The sequence below is a fragment of the Micromonospora sp. LOL_013 genome (assembly GCF_048060315.1).
Taxonomy (GTDB): domain Bacteria; phylum Actinomycetota; class Actinomycetes; order Mycobacteriales; family Micromonosporaceae; genus Micromonospora_E.
Map to the genome: position 1 here is coordinate 76691 of NZ_JBHMIQ010000009.1, position 18933 is coordinate 95623.

General features: G+C 71.4%; 18 protein-coding genes. 12 read left to right on the top strand and 6 right to left on the bottom strand.

Annotation, left to right across the window (positions count from 1 at the left end; translation table 11 throughout):
* The first annotated feature begins 15 nt into the window (after positions 1-15).
* The 4 genes from ACFHWS_RS08315 to ACFHWS_RS08330 all read left to right on the top strand — a co-directional run bounded on the left by ACFHWS_RS08315 (position 16) and on the right by ACFHWS_RS08330 (position 5879).
* The gene (locus ACFHWS_RS08315) at positions 16-774 is read left to right on the top strand and encodes a type III pantothenate kinase (RefSeq protein ID WP_278172014.1); all 759 of its coding nucleotides are present in this window, start codon (positions 16-18) and stop codon (positions 772-774) included.
* 107 nt (positions 775-881) lie between these two features.
* Complete coding sequence (gene lysS / locus ACFHWS_RS08320; protein ID WP_416552025.1) at positions 882-2399, top strand: lysine--tRNA ligase; 1518 nt, start codon at positions 882-884, stop codon at positions 2397-2399.
* 108 nt (positions 2400-2507) lie between these two features.
* The gene (locus ACFHWS_RS08325; protein ID WP_123603817.1) at positions 2508-2858 is read left to right on the top strand and encodes a histone-like nucleoid-structuring protein Lsr2; all 351 of its coding nucleotides are present in this window, start codon (positions 2508-2510) and stop codon (positions 2856-2858) included.
* A 489-nt stretch (positions 2859-3347) separates the two neighbouring features.
* Positions 3348-5879, top strand: a complete 2532-nt coding sequence (locus ACFHWS_RS08330; RefSeq protein WP_416552024.1) for an ATP-dependent Clp protease ATP-binding subunit — start codon at positions 3348-3350, stop codon at positions 5877-5879.
* A 129-nt stretch (positions 5880-6008) separates the two neighbouring features.
* On the opposite strand, the gene ACFHWS_RS08335 is transcribed toward ACFHWS_RS08330, so the two are convergent.
* Positions 6009-6905: an A/G-specific adenine glycosylase gene (locus tag ACFHWS_RS08335; protein ID WP_416552023.1), complete on the bottom strand. Its 897-nt coding sequence runs from the start codon at positions 6903-6905 to the stop codon at positions 6009-6011.
* 149 nt (positions 6906-7054) lie between these two features.
* Here ACFHWS_RS08335 and ACFHWS_RS08340 point away from each other — a divergent pair, with 149 nt between their 5' ends.
* From ACFHWS_RS08340 to ACFHWS_RS08350, 3 genes are all read left to right on the top strand, one after another.
* A complete protein-coding gene (locus tag ACFHWS_RS08340; RefSeq protein WP_416552022.1) occupies positions 7055-7567 on the top strand; it encodes a glycine cleavage system protein R in 513 nt (170 codons plus the stop codon).
* On the top strand, positions 7564-8124 hold the full coding sequence (locus tag ACFHWS_RS08345; RefSeq protein WP_416552021.1) for a peptide deformylase: 561 nt from the start codon (positions 7564-7566) through the stop codon (positions 8122-8124). Before ACFHWS_RS08340 ends, ACFHWS_RS08345 begins: the two co-directional genes overlap by 4 nt.
* A gap of 66 nt (positions 8125-8190) precedes the next feature.
* Positions 8191-8958: a hypothetical protein gene (locus ACFHWS_RS08350; protein ID WP_416552020.1), complete on the top strand. Its 768-nt coding sequence runs from the start codon at positions 8191-8193 to the stop codon at positions 8956-8958.
* A gap of 73 nt (positions 8959-9031) precedes the next feature.
* On the opposite strand, the gene disA is transcribed toward ACFHWS_RS08350, so the two are convergent.
* From disA to ACFHWS_RS08370, 4 genes are all read right to left on the bottom strand, one after another.
* The gene (gene disA, locus ACFHWS_RS08355; RefSeq protein ID WP_416552019.1) at positions 9032-10258 is read right to left on the bottom strand and encodes a DNA integrity scanning diadenylate cyclase DisA; all 1227 of its coding nucleotides are present in this window, start codon (positions 10256-10258) and stop codon (positions 9032-9034) included.
* Positions 10259-10317: 59 nt separating this feature from the next.
* Positions 10318-11775, bottom strand: a complete 1458-nt coding sequence (radA, locus tag ACFHWS_RS08360; protein ID WP_416552095.1) for a DNA repair protein RadA — start codon at positions 11773-11775, stop codon at positions 10318-10320.
* A gap of 11 nt (positions 11776-11786) precedes the next feature.
* Complete coding sequence (locus ACFHWS_RS08365) at positions 11787-12443, bottom strand: hypothetical protein (protein ID WP_416567936.1); 657 nt, start codon at positions 12441-12443, stop codon at positions 11787-11789.
* Positions 12444-12582: 139 nt separating this feature from the next.
* Positions 12583-13422 (bottom strand): UbiA family prenyltransferase, encoded by an 840-nt coding sequence (locus tag ACFHWS_RS08370; protein ID WP_416552017.1) that lies wholly within the window; start codon positions 13420-13422, stop codon positions 12583-12585.
* Positions 13423-13469: 47 nt separating this feature from the next.
* On the opposite strand from ACFHWS_RS08370, the gene ACFHWS_RS08375 reads away from it, so the two are divergent.
* The 3 genes from ACFHWS_RS08375 to ACFHWS_RS08385 are packed head-to-tail and all read left to right on the top strand — an operon-like array spanning position 13470 to position 16513.
* Entirely contained in the window at positions 13470-14207 is a 738-nt protein-coding gene (locus tag ACFHWS_RS08375; protein ID WP_416552016.1) for a methyltransferase domain-containing protein, read from the top strand.
* A gap of 42 nt (positions 14208-14249) precedes the next feature.
* A complete protein-coding gene (locus ACFHWS_RS08380) occupies positions 14250-15419 on the top strand; it encodes an acyl-CoA dehydrogenase family protein (RefSeq protein WP_416552015.1) in 1170 nt (389 codons plus the stop codon).
* On the top strand, positions 15416-16513 hold the full coding sequence (locus ACFHWS_RS08385) for a type III polyketide synthase (RefSeq protein WP_416567937.1): 1098 nt from the start codon (positions 15416-15418) through the stop codon (positions 16511-16513). The genes ACFHWS_RS08380 and ACFHWS_RS08385 overlap by 4 nt, the downstream gene beginning before the upstream one ends.
* 26 nt (positions 16514-16539) lie before the next feature.
* Here ACFHWS_RS08385 and ACFHWS_RS08390 read toward each other — a convergent pair whose 3' ends face one another.
* Positions 16540-17325 (bottom strand): hypothetical protein, encoded by a 786-nt coding sequence (locus ACFHWS_RS08390; RefSeq protein WP_416567938.1) that lies wholly within the window; start codon positions 17323-17325, stop codon positions 16540-16542.
* 328 nt (positions 17326-17653) lie between these two features.
* Between ACFHWS_RS08390 and ACFHWS_RS08395 the strand changes: the two genes are divergently transcribed.
* Positions 17654-18139 carry a CarD family transcriptional regulator gene (locus tag ACFHWS_RS08395; RefSeq protein WP_123603804.1) on the top strand — a complete coding sequence of 162 codons (486 nt, stop codon included), beginning with the start codon at positions 17654-17656 and terminating at the stop codon, positions 18137-18139.
* A gap of 52 nt (positions 18140-18191) precedes the next feature.
* Positions 18192-18917 carry a 2-C-methyl-D-erythritol 4-phosphate cytidylyltransferase gene (gene ispD / locus ACFHWS_RS08400; protein ID WP_416552013.1) on the top strand — a complete coding sequence of 242 codons (726 nt, stop codon included), beginning with the start codon at positions 18192-18194 and terminating at the stop codon, positions 18915-18917.
* Positions 18918-18933: the final 16 nt, after the last annotated feature.

Consider the following 18933-nt stretch of genomic DNA (forward strand, 5'->3'; position numbering starts at 1 on the left):
CGTCGAGGGGACGACATGCTGCTGTGCATCGACATCGGTAACACCAATACGGTGCTGGCCACGTTCAACGGGGACAAGCTGGTGCACTCGTGGCGGATCAAGACCGACGCCCGGTCGACCGCCGATGAGCTCGGCCTGATGTTCCGCGGGCTGCTCGCCGGGGACTCGGTGGAGCTCACCGGGGTGGCTGCCTGCTCGACCGTACCGGCGGCGTTGCGTTCGTTGCGGACGATGCTCGGCCGCTACTACGGCGACATTCCCAGCGTGATCGTGGAGCCGGGGGTGCGGACCGGGGTGCAGTTGGCGATCGACAACCCCAAGGAGGTCGGCTCGGACCGGGTGGTCAATACGCTCGCCGCGCACACCTTGTATGGTGGCCCGTCGATTGTCGTCGACTTCGGCACTACCACCAACTTCGACGTGATCAGCGCCCGGGGTGAGTTCCTCGGCGGGGCGTTCGCTCCCGGCATCGAGATATCCTTCGACGCGTTGTCGGCCCGCGCCGCCCAGCTGCGCAAGGTCGAGCCGACCCGGCCCCGGTCGGTGATTGGTAAGAACACCGTAGAGTGCCTGCAGTCCGGCATGTACTTCGGTTTCGCCGGCCAGGTGGACCGCATCGTGGAGCGGATGGCGGCAGAGTTGGGGCAGCTCAGCGCGGTTATCGCGACGGGTGGACTGGCCCCGGTGGTGATCGGTGAGTGTCGCACCATCACCCACCACGAACCGATGATCACCCTTATCGGCCTGCGGATGGTGTACGAGCGGAACACCTGATCCCCGTCGCGGCCTTGTCAGCTGCGTCACAGAACCTTGGTTGAGTACGCTCGTGGCCGGACCGTGACCACGAGGTCGCACCGTTGTCCGTACCCCCTGTGTTGAGGATGCCCACCGTGACCGAGCACGTGACCGTACCCGACGATTCCGCAGCGGATCTGCCCGAGCAGATGCGGGTGCGCCGGGAGAAGCGGGACCGGCTGCTGGCCCAGGGCACGGAGCCCTATCCGGTCGGGTTCCCCCGGACCACCTCGCTGGCGCAGCTGCGGGAGCGCTTCGGCGACCTGCCGACCGACACCGCCACCGGCGAGCAGGCGGCGGTCACCGGCCGGGTGATCTTCGTCCGGAACACCGGCAAGCTCTGTTTTGCCACTCTGCGTGAGGGTGACGGGACCGAGTTGCAGGTAATGCTGTCCCGGGACCGGGTCGGTGCCGAGCGGCTGGAGGACTGGAAGCGGCTGGTCGACATCGGCGACCACGTGGGGGTGGCCGGCGAGGTGATCACCAGCCGCCGGGGTGAGCTCTCGGTGCTCGCCGATTCGTGGCAGATCACCGCCAAGGCGCTGCGTCCGCTGCCGGTGGCGCACCGGCCGTTGAGCGAGGAGGCCCGGGTCCGGCAGCGGTACGTCGACCTGATCGTCCGCCCGGAGGCGCGCCGGACCGTGCGGACCCGGGCGACAGTGCTGCGTACCCTGCGCGACTCGTTCCACCAGCGGGGCTTCACCGAGGTGGAGACGCCGATGCTGCAGGTGCTCCATGGCGGCGCGGCGGCCCGGCCGTTCGTTACGCACAGCAACGCTCTTGATGTTGATCTGTATCTGCGAATCGCTCCTGAGCTATTCCTCAAGCGCTGTGTGGTCGGCGGCATCGACCGGGTGTTCGAAATCAACCGCAACTTCCGCAATGAGGGGGTTGACTCCTCGCACTCGCCCGAGTTCGCCATGTTGGAGACCTACGAGGCGTACGGGGACTACGACACCATGGCGCGGCTGACCCAGGATCTGGTCCAGGAGTGCGCGAGTGCGATCAGTGGGTCACATGTGGTCACCCATGCCGACGGGTCGGAGTTTGACCTTGGCGGCCAGTGGCGTACGGTGACTCTGTACGGAGTGTTGTCGGAAGCTCTCGGTGAGGAAGTCACTGTACGGACCGACCGAGCGCAGTTGCTGCGTTACGCCGAGAAGTTCGATGTAGCTGTGGACCCGAAGTGGGGTCTGGGCAAGCTGGCGGAGGAACTCTTCGAGGAATTGGTCGTGCCGACTCTGCTCCAGCCGACCTTCGTGCGGGACTACCCGGTGGAGACCAGCCCGCTGACCCGGGCGCACCGCGCCGAGCCGGAGCTGGCCGAGAAGTGGGACCTCTACGTGCGCGGGGTCGAGCTGGCGACCGCGTACAGCGAGTTGGTCGACCCGGTGGTGCAGAGGGAGCGGCTGGTGGCTCAGGCGCGGCTGGCCGCCGGCGGTGACCCGGAGGCGATGCGCCTCGACGAGGACTTCCTCCGGGCCATGGAGTACGGAATGCCGCCGGTCGGGGGCATGGGAATGGGAATCGACCGGTTGCTCATGGCCCTGACCGGCCTGGGTATTCGCGAAACCATCCTCTTCCCTCTGGTCCGTCCAGAGTAGTCGGCCAGATTTTTTCGGGGAGTTTGCGCGTCCTATTGACGGCTGGCGCATCTTTCGGGCTATTGTGCTCTTGATTGCGGGAGAACGTGCTCGGAAGGACAACGGCCTGTGGCCAAGCAGATCATTCACAAGCTGGTCGACGATCTGGACGGCGGAGACGCCGACGAGACCGTCAAGTTCGCCCTCGACGGCGTCCAGTACGAGATCGACCTCTCGGAGAAGAACGCGGACAAATTGCGGCAGGTTTTCGCTCCGTACGTGGCTGCTGGTACCAAGATCGGCCGCGGTGGCGTGGTCGTAGGTGGTCGGGCCGCGCGGGGTCGGGGCGGTGCCGCCGCCGACCGTGAGCAGAACCGGGCGATCCGGGCCTGGGCGAAGAAGGAAGGCAAGGAGATCTCCGACCGCGGGCGCATCCCGCAGGAGATCGTGGACGAGTACCACGCCAAAGCCGGGCGCTGATCGTCCCAGGTGTGCCGCTGCCGACCAGCCCTCGTCGGCCGGTCGGAGCCAGTGACACGAGGTACGGATGTCCCATCCGTACCTCGTGTACCTTTTTGAGCGAGTTTGGCGGTTGCGGCACAATCCTGCGGCGATACTGCCCTAGCCAGAGCGTGGCAGGTTGTCCACAGTCTGTGCGCCGGTTGTCCACAAGCCTGTGGACAACCGGTCGGGCGGTGGCGGTACGGACGGCGCGTCCCGGTGAGCCGACGCCGCGCCCGGTCACCGGACCGAGCGGATTTCGCTCACCGCGTAGCGCCGAAGCCTCGGGGAACAGCCAGCGACCCGGCACAGTTGGGGTAAACGTTGCGGATCGCCCCTGCTCCGGCCCGACACGGCAGGAGCGGAGTCGGCCCACGGCGATAGAGTGATGGCACGAGCTTCCGCCTGGAGGCTCGTGCGCTGGCCCGCCAAGACCACTGGCGCACGGCACGTGAGGAGCACGAGGGCATGTTCGAGCGGTTCACCGACCGAGCGCGACGGGTTGTCGTCCTGGCTCAGGAAGAAGCCCGGATGCTCAACCACAACTACATCGGCACGGAGCACATCCTGCTCGGCCTCATCCACGAGGGTGAGGGCGTGGCGGCGAAGGCCCTGGAGAGCCTGGGCATCTCGCTGGAAGGTGTGCGTCAACAGGTCGAGGAGATCATCGGCCAGGGTCAGCAGGCGCCGAGCGGGCACATCCCGTTCACGCCGCGGGCCAAGAAGGTGTTGGAGCTGTCGCTGCGGGAGGCGCTGCAGCTCGGCCACAACTACATCGGCACGGAGCACATCCTGCTCGGCCTGATCCGCGAGGGCGAGGGCGTCGCCGCCCAGGTGCTGGTCAAGCTCGGCGCCGACCTCAACCGGGTCCGCCAGCAGGTCATCCAGCTGCTGTCGGGCTACCAGGGCAAGGAGCCGGCGGCGGCGGGCGCGGCGGCGGGCGAGGCCGCCCCGTCGACCAGCCTGGTGCTGGACCAGTTCGGTCGTAACCTGACCCAGGCGGCCCGGGAGGGCAAGCTCGACCCGGTGATCGGCCGGGAGAAGGAGATCGAGCGGGTGATGCAGGTGCTCTCCCGCCGTACCAAGAACAACCCGGTGCTGATCGGTGAGCCCGGGGTCGGCAAGACGGCCGTGGTGGAGGGCCTGTCTCAAAAGATCATCAAGGGCGAGGTGCCCGAGACGCTGAAGGACAAGCAGCTCTACACCCTCGACCTCGGTGCGCTGGTCGCCGGCTCCCGCTACCGCGGTGACTTCGAGGAGCGTCTGAAGAAGGTGCTCAAGGAGATCCGCACCCGGGGCGACATCATCCTGTTCATCGACGAGATTCACACCCTGGTCGGCGCTGGCGCGGCCGAGGGCGCGATCGACGCGGCGAGTATCCTCAAGCCGATGCTGGCCCGCGGTGAGCTGCAGACCATCGGGGCGACCACCCTCGACGAGTACCGCAAGCACCTGGAGAAGGACGCCGCGCTGGAGCGCCGGTTCCAGCCGATTCAGGTGGGTGAGCCGTCGCTGGCCCACACCATCGAGATCCTCAAGGGCCTGCGGGACCGGTACGAGGCGCACCACCGGGTGAGCATCACCGACGCCGCCCTGGTCGCCGCCGCGACGCTGGCCGACCGGTACATCTCCGACCGGTTCCTGCCGGACAAGGCGATCGACCTGATCGACGAGGCCGGTGCCCGGATGCGGATTCGCCGGATGACCGCGCCGCCGGACCTGCGTGACTTCGACGAGCGGATCGCCCAGGTGCGTCGCGACAAGGAGTCCGCGATCGACGCGCAGGACTTCGAGCGGGCCGCGCAGCTGCGGGACAAGGAGAAGCAGCTGCTCGGCCAGAAGGCGCAGCGGGAGAAGGAGTGGAAGGCCGGCGACCTCGACGTGGTCAGCGAGGTCGACGACGAGCAGATTGCCGAGGTGCTCGGCAACTGGACCGGTATCCCGGTCTACAAGTTGACCGAGGAGGAGACCTCCCGGCTGCTGCGCATGGAGGACGAGCTGCACAAGCGGGTCGTCGGCCAGTCCGACGCGGTCCGGGCGGTGTCGAAGGCGATCCGGCGGACCCGGGCCGGCCTGAAGGACCCGAAGCGGCCGTCCGGCTCGTTCATCTTCGCCGGCCCGTCCGGTGTCGGTAAGACCGAGCTGTCCAAGGCGCTCGCCGAGTTCCTGTTCGGCAGCGAGGACGCGCTGATCCAGCTGGACATGTCCGAGTTCCACGACCGGTACACGGTGTCCCGGCTGGTCGGTGCCCCGCCCGGGTACGTCGGCTACGACGAGGGCGGCCAGCTGACCGAGAAGGTCCGGCGTCGGCCGTTCTCGGTGGTGCTGTTCGACGAGATCGAGAAGGCCCACCCGGACGTGTTCAACACGTTGCTGCAGATCCTGGAGGACGGGCGGCTCACCGACGGCCAAGGTCGGATCGTCGACTTCAAGAACACCGTGATCATCCTGACCACGAACCTGGGCACCCGGGACGTGGCCAAGGCGGTGTCGCTGGGCTTCCAGGCGTCGGAGGACAACGACTCGAACTACGACCGGATGAAGCAGAAGGTCAACGACGAGCTGAAGCAGCACTTCCGGCCGGAGTTCCTCAACCGGATCGACGACACCATCGTGTTCCACCAGCTGAACCCGACCGAGATCCTGTCGATCGTGGACATCATGATCTCCCGGATCGAGACCCAGCTGCGGAACAAGGACATGAGCATGGAGCTCACCGACAACGCCAAGAAGTACCTGGCGAACAAGGGCTTCGACCCGGTGCTGGGGGCCCGGCCGCTGCGCCGGACCATCCAGCGCGACATCGAGGACAACCTGTCGGAGCGGATTCTGTTCAACGAGCTCAAGCCGGGTCAGATCGTGGTCATCGACTGCGAGGGTGATCCGGACGACATCGACAAGTCCAAGCTCGTCTTCCAGGGCGCCGACCGGCCGGTCGCCGTACCGGACGCGGTTCCCGCCGACCTCGGCGGTGCCGCGGCGGCCGGCGCGGACGAGTAAGACCGGCAGCCGATTGAGCAGTGCGGCACCGGCGGCGCGCGCCGCCGGTGCCGCACTGCGTTGGCTGCGCCAGTCGTCAGCCCCGGAAAGCCGTCCAGCCCGGTCGGGCCGCCGTCAGCCCGGAGGCCGTCAGCCCTGACCGGCCAGCGTGTACCCGGTCGGCGGCGCGCCGTCGCGGGCCACCGGCTCCACCAGACCGTCCTCGATCAGGCTGGCCAGGGCCCGACGGCGCTGCAGATCGTCGCCCCACACCACGTCCAGCCGCTGCTGCGGCACCGGCCCAATCGCCTCTCGCAGCACCGCCAGCAGCAGGCCACGGACCTGCCGATCGGTGCCGGCGTACCGCTGTGGTCGGCGGGTCGGCCCGCTCGGTACCGGCCGGCCGGCCGCCCGCCACGCGCAGCGGCCGGCCATCGGGCACACCTCGCAGCGCGGTGTCCGAGCCACGCAGACCACCGCACCCAGCTCCATGAACGCGGCGCTGGCCCGGGCCGCCCGAGCCGGCTCGGCCGGCAGCAACGCGGCGGTGGCAACGAGATCGGCCGGTCGGGTCGCCGGCCCGGCGTCGGCCGCCCCGTCGACCGCCCGCGCCACGAACCGCCGGACATTGGTGTCCACCACCGGGTGCCGCTGACCGTAGGCGAACGCGGCGACCGCTCGGGCGGTGTAGGTGCCGACTCCTGGCAGCGCCAGCAACTCGTCCAGACCGGTCGGCACCTTGCCGTCGTACCGCTCGGTCAGCACCGTGGCGCACTCATGCAGCCGCAACGCGCGACGCGGGTAGCCGAGCCGGTTCCACATCCGGATCGCCTCAGCCGGCGAGTCGGCGGCCAGCGCTGGCGGGTCCGGCCATCGGTCCAGCCAGGTGCGCCACGCCGGCAGCACCCGGACCACCGGAGTCTGCTGCAGCATCACCTCGCTCACCAGGATCGCCCAGGCACCAACCCCCGGCTCCCGCCAGGGCAGGTCACGGGCGTTGTCGTCGAACCACTCGATCGCCGTGTCGGCGAAACTCACGTCACGCATGGCGCCGCCGATCCTGCCATGCCACGTTGCCGGCTCCGCCCCAGGCCGTTCCCGTCCCCGCCCCAGGCCGTTCCTGTTCCCGTCCCCGGACGGGGCCCGGGTACCGGGCCGCCCGGTCGGGCCGGCACCCGGTCGGGCAGACTGCTGGCATGAACGAACTCGCGATCACCGTGATCGGGCGCGACCGGCCCGGCATCGTCGCGGACGTCGCGGAGGTGCTGGCCGGCGTCAGCGCCAACCTGACCGACTCGACGATGACCCGGCTGCGCGGCCACTTCGCGATGACCCTGGTCTGCGCCGGTCCGGCCGAGGCCGCGGTGCAACAGGCACTGCGGCCGCTCACCGCCGACGGCCAACTGCTGGCCACCGTACGGCCGGTTCCGGCGGACGGTCAGCAGCCGGCGGGTGGCGAACCGCATCTGCTCAGCGTGCACGGCGCCGATCGGCTGGGCATCGTCGCGGCGGTGACCCGGGTGGTCGCCGAGGCAGGCGGCAACGTCACCGACCTGACCACCCGGCTCACCGGCCCGCTCTACGTGCTGGTCGCCGAGGTCGAGCTGCCCACCGGTACGGCGGCCGAGGTCGGCCGGCGACTGTCCGAGACGGCTCGGGCGCTCGACGTCGAGGTGACCCTCCGGCCGGTCGATTCGGACGTGCTGTGAGCACGGTCAGCCGTACCCTGGCCGACTGGACCGAGACGGTACTCGGCGTACCGGGGCGGGTGGTTCCGGTGGTCGCCGCGCCCGACCAGGTGCTCAGCCGGGCCGGTGAGGCGGTGGACCCGTGCGCTGCCTGGACGGTCCAGGTCGCCGCCGACCTGGTCGCCACGATGCGGGTCTCGCCCGGCTGTGTCGGCCTGGCCGCACCGCAGATCGGGATCAGCGCGCAGGTTTTCGCCGTCGACGTGACCGGGCACCCGAAGACGGTCACCGGGCACGGCACATTCGTCCTGTGCAATGCCCGGCTACTCGAGGCCACCAGATGGCGGCCGGGCCGGGAGGGCTGCATGTCGGTGCCGGATCTCACCGGTGATGTCAAACGGGCCACCCGGGTCGTGGTGGAGGCGCAACTGCCCGGCACCGGTGAGCCGGTACGCCTGGTCACCGACGGGTTCGAGGCGCGGGCCGCCCAGCACGAGATCGACCACTGTGCCGGTCTGCTGTTCCTGGACCGGGTGGCCGGGGCGCACGCCGTCTTCCCCCGTAAGACATATCTCTGACCGGGTGCCCCGGGCCTCGGCGCGTCGCGGCCGATCGGTCCGGTCTTGCCGATACGGTGTGCCATCATGCGACTGACGGTTGGCCCGCTGCCACCCGCCATCTACTGGCGGCGACGTGCCGTCGTGCTCGGAGCGCTGCTGCTCCTGCTGTTCATCGTGGCCTACTCGTGCATCGGCTCCGACCAGACTGGCCGGTCGCAGGCCGATCCCACCCCGACCCCGTCCGGTGAGCTGCTCACCCCGACCACCTCGTCCCCGCAGCCGGCGGATGGTGACACCAACGACGGCGACGACCCCGACACCGTCGGCAACGGCGACGCTGGCGACGCAGGTGGTGGCAGCACCGGCGGTGGTTCGGGCGACGACGGCACGACCGGCGGCGGGCAGCCCGGCGTCGGCGACCAGAACCTCCCTGGCGGCCCGGCCGGTCCGGCCGCCGGCACCTGCACCGACGACGAGATCCTGCTGACTGCGGCAGCCTCGCAGGCCACCGCCCAGAAGGGCGTCACCCTGGCCTTGCGGTTGCGGGTGCAGAACGTGTCCAGCCGTACCTGCGACCGGGATGTGGGCGCCGACCCGCAGGAGCTGTACCTCAAGCGGGGCGCGGAGCTGATCTGGTCGTCGGACACCTGCGGAGCTGCCCGGGGCACCGACGTGCGCGCCTTCGGGCCCGGCGCCGCCCGCGACTACCAGGTGGCCTGGAACGGTAGGGCGGCGAGCGAGTGCGCCAACAACGTCGCGGCCGGTGAGCATCCGGCTGCCGGCGAGTATCAGCTATTCGCCCGACTCGGCTCGAAGGTCAGCGAGCCGTTTGTGATCACCATCACCGGCTGACGCCCGGGTACGTCCCTCGCGCAGTTACGCCGATTCCGGCACGGCCTGGACGTGGCGCTTCAGACGTGGCGCGTCAGACGTAGCGCTCCAGGATCGACGCTTCGGCCAGCCGGGACAGACCTTCCCGTACGCTGCGTGCCCGGGCGTCGCCGACGCCGTCGACGGCCTGCAGGTCCTCCACTGTCGCCCCGAGCAGCCGTTGCAGACTGCCGAAGTGGTTGACCAGCCGGTCCACCACCGACACCGGCAGCCGGGGCACCTTCGCCAGCAGCCGGAAACCGCGCGGGCTGACCGCCGCGTCGAGCGCCTCGGTGGAGGCGGCGTACCCGATCGCCTTGGCCACGGCGACCAGGTCGATCAGCTCGGTGGCGGTCAGCAGATCCAGCTCGACCAGGGCCTCGTCCAGGGTTCGCGCCTTGCGTACGGTGGGCAGGTAGTCGCGGATCACCAGGGTCCGGTCGGCGTCCACGCCGGCCATCAGCTCGTCGAGCTGCAGCGCCAACAGCCGGCCGTCGGTGCCCAGCTCGACGACGTACCCGGCGATTTCGTCGGCGATCCGTCGGACCATCTCCAGCCGCTGCACCACCGCGACCGCGTCGCGGACGGTGACCAGATCCTCGATCTCCAGGGCGGAGAGTGTGCCGGACACCTCGTCCAGCCGCAGCTTGTACCGCTCCAGGGTGGCCAACGCCTGGTTGGCCCGGGACAGGATGGCGGCCGAGTCGTCCAGCACATGCCGCTGACCGTTGACGTAGAGGCTGATGATCCGCATCGACTGGCTGACCGAGATCACCGGGTAGCCGGTCTGTCGGGCGACCCGTTCTGCGGTGCGGTGCCGGGTGCCCGACTCGTCGGTTGGAATGGACGGGTCCGGCATCAGATGCACGGCGGCCCGGACGATCCGGGTGCCGTCGCTGGACAGCACCACCGCGCCGTCCATCTTGCACAACTCGCGGACGCGGGTGGAGGAGAACTCGACGTCGAGCGGGAAGCCCCCGGTGCACAGCGAATCGACCTGCTTGTCGTGGCCGAGCACGATCAGCGCGCCGGTCCGGCCGCGCAGGATCCGTTCCAGCCCGTCACGCAGGGCGGTACCGGGCGCCATCAGCGCCAGGTTGGCCCGCAGCGGATCTCCGGTGGCCGCCGGGCTGGTCAGCGCCGAGGTGCCGGCGCTGATGGTGCGTGCCGGGGTGCCGACGGCACCGGTGCGCGCCGGCGTACCGACGGCACCGACCCGGCCGGCCGCGCCGGCACCGGGGCCGGCGTTGGCAGTCTTGTTCGCATCGCGGTCGATCGCCACGGGCAACAGTCTACGGACCGCCGTGCGGTGGGTGCTCCCGCGGTTACTGTCGTACCGGATCAGCCGGCTGAGGCGCGCGCTGCGGCCTGCAATGCCGCCCGTACGTCGTTGACCTCGCTGACCTGCATGTTCGGCGGCAGCGGGTCGCTGCCGGAACCGGCCGTACCGGGCGGTACCAGCGCGTACCGGAAGCCGAGCCGGGCAGCCTCGGCCAGCCGCCGGGCGACCGCGCCGACCCGGCGCACCTCACCGGTGAGCCCGACCTCGCCGATCGCCACCAGCTGCGGGGAGACGGCCAGGTTGAGCCCGCCGGAGGCGACCGCCAGCGCCACCGCGAGGTCGGCGGCCGGCTCCACCACCCGGATGCCGCCGACCGTCGCTGCGAACACCTCCCGGTCGTGCAGGGTGAGCCGTTCGGTACGCCGTTGCAGCACCGCCAGCACCATCGCCAGTCGGGCACCGTCGAGCCCGGACACGGTACGCCGGGGCGAGCCGGCGACGGTCGCCCCGATCAGCGCCTGGACCTCGGTGACCAGGGCCCGCCGGCCCTCCATCGCCACCGTGGCGCAGGTGCCGGGGACCGGTTCGGTGTAGCGGGTGAGGAACAGCCCGGACGGGTCGGGCAGGCTGCTGATGCCGCCTTCGTGCATCTCGAAGCAGCCGACCTCGTCGGCCGCACCGAACCGGTTCTTCATGCCGCGTACCATCCGCAGCGACGAGTGCTTGTCGCCTTCGAAGTGCAGCACCACGTCGACCAGGTGCTCCAGCACCCGGGGGCCGGCGACCTGGCCGTCCTTGGTGACGTGGCCGACCAGCACGGTGGCGATGTTGCGTTCCTTGGCCGCCGCGACCAGCGCGGCGGTGACCGCCCGGACCTGGGTGACGCCGCCGGGGATACCGTCCGAGCCGGGCATCGAGATGGTCTGCACCGAGTCGAGCACCAGCAGACCCGGCCGGACCGCGTCGAGGTGACCGAGGACCACCCCGAGGTCGCTCTCCGCCGCCAGGTAGAGCCGTTCGTGCAGTGCGCCGATCCGCTCGGCGCGCAGCCGTACCTGGCTGGTCGACTCCTCGCCGCTGACCACCAGTGACGGACTTCCGGCACCGGCGGCCCACTGTTGGGCGACGTCGAGCAGCAGGGTCGACTTGCCGACCCCGGGCTCACCGGCCAGCAGTACCACCGCGCCGGGCACCAGGCCGCCGCCGAGCACCCGGTCGAGCTCGCCGACGCCGGTCGGCCGGGCCTTGGCGGGTGCGGCGCTGATGGTGGCGATCGGCCGGGCCGGTTCGGTCGGCATCCGGGTGCTGACCACCCGGCCGGAGACCACCGGGCCGCTCACCACCGATTCGATCACCGATCCCCATTCACCGCATTCCGGGCACCGGCCCACCCATTTGGGCGGCTGGTGCCCGCACGCGTCGCATTCGTACGCGGGCCGGGGCTCACGCGACGCGGCCCGGCTGCGCGGCGCGGCGCCACCGCGCCCCGCTCCGGTGCCGCCGGCGCCCCGGGGGATCGACCGCGAGCTCAGTGCTCTTCCTCGTCGTGCTCGGCGGGCGCGCGGGGGGCCGGGGTGAGCGGCATGTCCACCGGCGCGGCGACCACCAGCGGCGCGCCGCCGGTGCTGAACTCGAAGGCCAGATTCACCGAGTACCCGGCGGCGAGTGGGCCGGCCAGCCCGGTCACCCGCAGCGGTTGGGTGTCGTCGGTGCTGAACAGCGCCCACTCGTTGGCCGGCAGTTGGACGATCGCGTCCCGGCCCGGGTCCGGCTGCGGCACTTCGACGGTGCCGGGCTCCGGCGACGGGGTCGGCCCGCTGGTCTGTTCGGAGCCGCCGATCACCACCGTCTCGGCCCCGACCACCGTCGCCCAGTCATCGTCGGTGACCGGGGCGGCGCTGATCCGTACCGTGACCGGGTCGTTGGTGTTGTTGAACAGCCCGACCTCGACCGGCGCGCTGCCGCCGGCCGGGTAGCCCTCCACTCCGGGGTAGGGCACCGAGAGGTCGCGTACCGACACCGCGCCGTCCGGCGACTCGAGGTTGACTCCGTTGATCGCCGTCGCCTTGGTCGCGGTCTCCGCGAGCTGGCCGGCACCGCAGCCGCTGAGCAGCAGGCCGCTGGCCACGGCAGCGCCGGCGAACAGCACCGCGACTCGGCGGTGTCCCCTGGTCGAGGGCGTCACGTCGGTCCTCCTTGTCACGGCGCGGCGACGAGCCCCGCGCAGGCCGGCTCCAGGGTAGTTGGCGGTGATCCGCGCCCCGCCACGGACCCGATAATCCGTGACCGGCGGCGCTCACCTGACCGGGCCGGCCCGGCGGCGCTCACCCGACCGGGCCGCTGGCCACCAGCAGCACCACGTCGATCACGGCGACCACCAGCACCGCCCGGAAGACGCCGTCCGACCGGCCGGCCCGCCGGGCGGCCCGCCGGGCCGCGTACCAGCCGGTCGGCAGAATGACCGCGGTGCCGGCGACCGCGGCGAGGCCGGCCCACGACGGCGGCCCGGGCGGGCCGACGACCAGCGTCACGGTGGCGGCGAAGAGCAACCCGGCCGCCGCGACCCCCGAACCGGTGGCCCCGAGCCGGTGCGGCAGGCCCCGCACGCCGGTGCGGGCGTCGTCGGCCAGATCCGGCAGTACGTTGGCGAAGTGCGCGCCGCCGCCGAGCAGCCCGGCGGCGGTGACCAGCCAGGCCGGTGGCGCGGGCGCGCCCGGCAGGGCCAGCACGATGAAGGCAGGCAGCGCCCCGAAGGAGAACGCGTACGGCAGCACCGACACGGCGGTGGACTTCAACGGCCAGTTGTAGGCCAGCGCGCTGAGCAGCGCGGCGGTGATGCACAACGTCGCCGCCGGCCCGGTCGGCGCGGCCAGCAACGGGGTGGCCAGCGCGGCGGCCAGACCGGCGACGCCCACCGTGCGCCGGCTGACCACGCCGGTCGCGATTGGCTTGTCGGCCCGTCCGGCCTGCCGGTCGCGACCGGCGTCCAGCCAGTCGTTGGTCCAGCCGACGGCGAGCTGGGTGGCCGCGACGGTGGCGGCGACCAGCACGATCCCGGCCGGACGGTGACCGACGCCCCAGGCCAGCAGGGCGGTCACGGTGGTGACCGCGACCGCCGGTTCGGGGTGGCTGGCCTTGATCAATGCGGACACGCGGCGCGACATATCCGCCAAGTGTGGCCGTTACCGGCTGGTCATGCCACGCTCAGTCAATGCCGGATCTGCCGCCGAACGATCCCCGCCAGTACGACGTGCTGGCCGACGAGTGGTGGCGGCCGGCGGGCGCGTTCGAGATGCTGCACTGGATCGCCGAGGCGCGGGCCCGGCTGATCCCACCGGCGGCCCGGCCCGGGGCGGTGCTGGTCGACGTCGGTTGCGGGGCCGGTCTGCTCGCCCCCCATCTGCGCGGCAAGGGCTACCGGCACGTCGGGGTCGACCTGGTCGGTTCGGCGCTGCGGCTGGCGGCCCGGCACGGTGTCGACCCGGTACGCGGTGACGCGACCCGGCTGCCGCTGGCCGACCGGGTGGCCGACGTGGTCTCCGCCGGGGAGCTGCTGGAGCACGTACCGGATCTGTCGGCGGCGGTCGCCGAGGCGTGCCGGGTGCTGCGGCCCGGCGGGCTGCTGGTGCTGGACACCCTGAACGCCACATTGGCCAGCCGGCTGATCGCGGTCGAGTTGGGCGAACGCCTGCCGGTCGCGCCGCGCGGTATCCACGACCCCGCGCTGTTCGTCCGTCCGCAGCGGCTGGTCGCCGAGTGCGCCCGGCACGGCGTACGGCTGGCGGTGCGCGGCCTGAGACCGAGCGTTTCCAGCCTGATCGATTGGCTGATGCGCGCGCCGTTGCACCGATCGGCTCCCGACCGGGCACTCTGGAAACCCCGGCGGCGGATGGTGCCGACCTGGTCCACCTCGGTGCTCTACCAAGGCAGGGGGGTCAAGGCGGGCTGAGCGGACGAGCAGGTGAGCAGGTCGACGGCGGAAGGGGCGGCAATGGTTGCGGATGCACTGGCGGCGGCGCGGCGGGTGGTGCCACGGTTGGCGGCGCGGGCGGGTGAACACGACCGGGCCGGCACCTTCCCGGTGGCGGACTTCGCCGACCTGCGGCAGGAGCAGCTGTTCGGGTTGATGGTCCCGCAGCGGCTGGGCGGGCGGGGCGCCGGCTTCGCCGACTACGCCGAGGTGGCGTACGAGCTGGCCCGGGGCAACGGCGCCACCGCGCTGGTGTTCAACATGCACGCCTCGGTGACCGGCGCGCTGGGTGCGGTCGACGACAACCTCGCCGAGGCGATGGGGCTGCCGGACGAGGCGTTGGCGGCCCGGGACCAGTTGCTCGCCGACGCGGCCGCCGGCGCCTGGTACGCGGTGGCGATGAGCGAGCGGGGCGCCGGCTCCCGGCTCTCCCAGTTGTCCACCGTCTACCACCGGGTGGACGGTGGATACCAGATCAAGGGGGCCAAGGCGTTCTGCTCCGGGGCCGGTCACGCCTGCGGGTACCTGGTCGCTGCCCGGCACGCCGACGACCAGTCGGTGGTGTCGCAGTTCCTGGTCCCGGCGGATACGCCCGGCCTGCGGGTGGAGCAGAGCTGGGATTCGCTCGGGATGCGGGCCACCTGCTCGCACGACCTGCACCTGGACGTGACCGTCGGCCCGCGGGCCCTGCTCGGCGGGGTGGAAGGGCTGGCCCTGGTGGTGGCCCAGCTGATGCCGCACTGGATGGTGGCCAGCTACGCGGCGGTCTACGCCGGGGTGGCCCGGGCGGCGGTGGACGCGGCGGTGGAGCATCTCACCGAGCGGGGGTTGACCCACCTGCCGGCGGTCCGGGCCCGGATCGGCCGGGCGGACGCGGCCGCCGCCGCAGCCCTGCTGACGGTACGGGAGGCGGCCCGTCGAGTGGACGCCGAACCGGGCGACCCGGCGACCAACCAGTGGGTGTGGCGGGCCAAACTGGTTGCCGGCGGCACGGCGGCCGAGGTGGCGTCGTCGATGCTGGAGGCGGCCGGGACCTCGGCGACCCGCCGGGGGCATCCGCTGGAACGGCTCTACCGGGACGCCCGCTGCGGTGCGCTGCATCCGCCGACGTCGGACGTCTGCGCCGACTGGCTCGGTGTGGCGACGATCGGCGGAGACCCGGACCGCGACGGATCGGCACCCCGGTGGTGAGCCGGTCGCCGGACCCGGTGGCGGGCCGGTCGTCGGCCGCGGTGGTCGGGCTCGGGCTGGCGTTGCCGCCGTCGGCCAGCCAGGACGAGCTGTGGCGGGACTTCTTCGCGGCTCGGTACGACGGCGGCACCCGGGCGCTCGCGGAGCGGATCTTCGCCAACTCCGGGGTACGTACCCGGCAGGCGGCGGTGAGCCCGTTGCTGGAGGACGTCGCGGACTGGCCGACCGAGCGGCGGATGCGCCGCTACCAGATCGAGGCGTTGCCGCTGGGCAAGGAGGCGGTGGACCGGGCGCTGACCCAGGCCGGGCTGACCGCCGGGGAGATCGGTCTGTTCGTGGTCTGCTCGTGCACCGGGTACGCCACGCCCGGCCTGGACATCATTCTGGCCCGGGACGTCGGCATGGCCGCCGACACCCAGCGGTTGTTCGTCGGGCACATGGGCTGCTACGCGGCGCTGCCCGGGTTGGGCGCGGCCGCCGATTTCGTCACCGCCCGGGGCCGGCCGGCGCTGCTGCTCTGCGCCGAGCTGACCAGCCTGCACATCCAGCCGCCGGCCCGCCGGGTGGACACTCAGCAGATCGTGGCGCACGCGTTGTTCTCCGACGCGGCGGCGGCGGTGGTGCTGACGCCGACCGACGGGCCGGGCGGCCCGCCGCCGCCCGGCGGTTACGCCGTACGGGAGGTCGTGTCGGCCACTGACGCCTCCACCGCCGACCACATGACCTGGGAGGTGACCGACCTCGGTTTCCGGATGGGTCTGTCGCCCCGGGTGCCGCAGGTGTTGTCGGTGCACGTACGGGCGCTGGTCGGTGATCTGCTGGCCCGGCACGGACTGGCCGTGTCGCAGGTGGACGGTTGGGCGGTGCACCCGGGTGGGCCGCGGATCCTCAACGTGGTGCAGCGGGAGCTGGGGTTGTCCGACGCGGCGATGTCGGCGTCCCGGGAGACGTTGGCGGCGTACGGCAACTGCTCGTCGCCGACCGTACTGCTGATCCTGGACCGGTTACGGCGGGCGGGACCGCCGCCGCGTCACGTGGTGATGCTGGCGTTCGGTCCGGGCCTGACGCTCTACGCCGCGCTGCTCAACCGCTGACCCGCCGCGCGCGGCAGCGGGCTGGGTCAGGGGCCGACCAGCAGGGCCAGATCGGCGCGGTACGTCTCGACCGAGTCGGCCTGCGGCACCAGCCGGATGACCTCGCCGGTCTCGGTGAGCAGCAGCACGGTGGCGGTGCCGACGGTTGCCGGGATGTCGACGAAGTTTCGGATCCCGGCGGCCGGGTCGGCCAGCAGATGGGTGCCGAGGCTGTCGGCGAGCGCCGGCGGCAGGGTGCCGGGGGAGGTGGCGCCGCTGGTGACGGCGATTACCGAGACCCCGGCCGGGACGGCGGCGGCCGCGGCGGTGATCTGGTCGGCGCACTCACAGCCCTCAACGAGCAGGATCGCCGCCGGCAGTAGCGAGCGGACCGGGACCGATGCGCCGGAGTCGTCGATCAGGTCGAGCGCGGGCAGCGGGCGGTCGGGCAGGGGAGCGGGAGCCGATGGTGTCGGGCTGGCGGTGGGCTGGGGCCGGTCGGACCAGGCGACGGAGAACATGCTGATCATTGCGGCGAGAACGGCCACCAGCATGATGATCAACGGCAGCCGGAGGGCGGCGATCTCGTGTGGCCGGTGCCCGCGGCCGCCGGCCCGGCCGGTGTCGCCGGGGTGGATGCCGAACCGCCGGTGCCAGTGGTCCCGCCGGCGGGTGCGGTGCAGCTCCCGGCGGACCTGCGCCGCTTCTTCGGCGAGCGCCCCGGGATCGTCCGGGATGACGATCGGGCCCCACTCGGGCGGGATCTCGGGCAGGTCGTCGGGCGCCCCGGCGCCGTCCGACCACCCATCACCGTTGTTGCCTGTCCTGCCCACAGCACCCCCAGCCGCTCGCCCACCGGGTCGATCGGGGTCTAGGTATCAGGGTCTCGCAACGAACGCGGTTCCGCCAGTGCCGGGGCGCGGGAAGCGGCCGGACGATATGCTGGAAGTGCCGAAACGCGTCCCATCTGGCACGTCCGACCAGTTAGCTGACTGCTGATCTGGTTGTTACTTAGCGTGTTCAAAATCTACTGGCGGTTGCGTGTCAAGCTCGAGAAAGACCTCTCACAGCCCCTCTGACCTGCGCTTACGGCTCAGACTGTGACGGGACATCGGTGCCTGAGCGTGTTACCCTAGACACAGCGAAAGGGGCTTCGAACCTATGGTTTTCAGTGTCGGCGAGACCGTTGTTTACCCCCACCACGGGGCCGCACTCATCGAGGCAATCGAGACTCGTGTCATCAAGGGCGAGGAGAAGCAGTACCTCGTCCTCAGGGTTGCGCAGGGTGACCTGACGGTGCGAGTTCCCGCCGAGAACGCCGAGATCGTCGGCGTGCGCGAAGTGGTTGGCGAAGAAGGCCTCGGCAAGGTCTTCGATGTCCTCCGCGCCCCGCACACCGAGGAGCCGACCAACTGGTCGCGGCGATACAAGGCCAACCTCGAAAAGCTGGCATCCGGAAACCCGCTCAAGGTCGCCGAGGTCGTTCGTGACCTGTGGCGTCGGGAGCGGGAGCGAGGGCTGTCCGCAGGCGAGAAGCGCATGCTCGCCAAGGCCAGGGACATCCTGGTCGGTGAGGTCGCGCTTGCGGAAAAGAGCACTAAGGACGAGGCAGAGACCTTGCTCGACAAGGTGCTCACCGACGCGTAGGCAACTCTCCACCCATAGATAGTCTGTTGCCACCTGCACCGAGGACCGCGACGTGACCGCGCACTTCCAGCAACGCGGTGACGTCGCGGTCCTCGTTCCTGCGGCGGGTTCCGGGGTACGGCTCGGACCCGGCGCACCCAAAGCACTCCGACCACTCGGCGGCGTACCGCTGCTGGTGCACGCGGTGCGTCGACTGGCCGCCGCCTCCTCGGTCGCAGTGATCGTGGTCGCCGCCCCACCCGACGACGTCGCCGCCGTCCGTGGCCTGCTCGCCCCGGTCGTCGCCGGTCTGCCGCTGATCGTGGTACCGGGCGGCGCACATCGGCAGGCCTCGGTGGCCGCCGCGCTCGCCGCCGTTCCCGCCGGCCCGCAGATCGTCCTGGTGCACGACGCGGCCCGCGCCCTCACCCCACCCGACCTGGTCGACTCGGTCGCCGCCGCGGTCCGGGCCGGCGCCGACGCCGTCATCCCGGTGCTCCCGGTCGTCGACACCATCAAGTCGGTGGACGCCGACGAGACCGTCCTGGCCACCGTCGACCGGTCGACGCTGCGGGCCGTGCAGACCCCGCAGGGGTTCCGGCGCGACGTGCTGGCCGCCGCCCACGCCGACGCCGTCGATCCGCACACCGACGACGCCGGTCTGGTGGAGAAGCTCGGCGTACCAGTGCTCTGCGTGCCCGGTTCAGAACGGGCGCTCAAGATCACCCGCCCGTTCGATCTGGTGATCGCCGAGCACCTGCTCGCCACCGAACCGGCGACCCGTACCCTGCCCTCATGATCGCCCTGCAGACCGA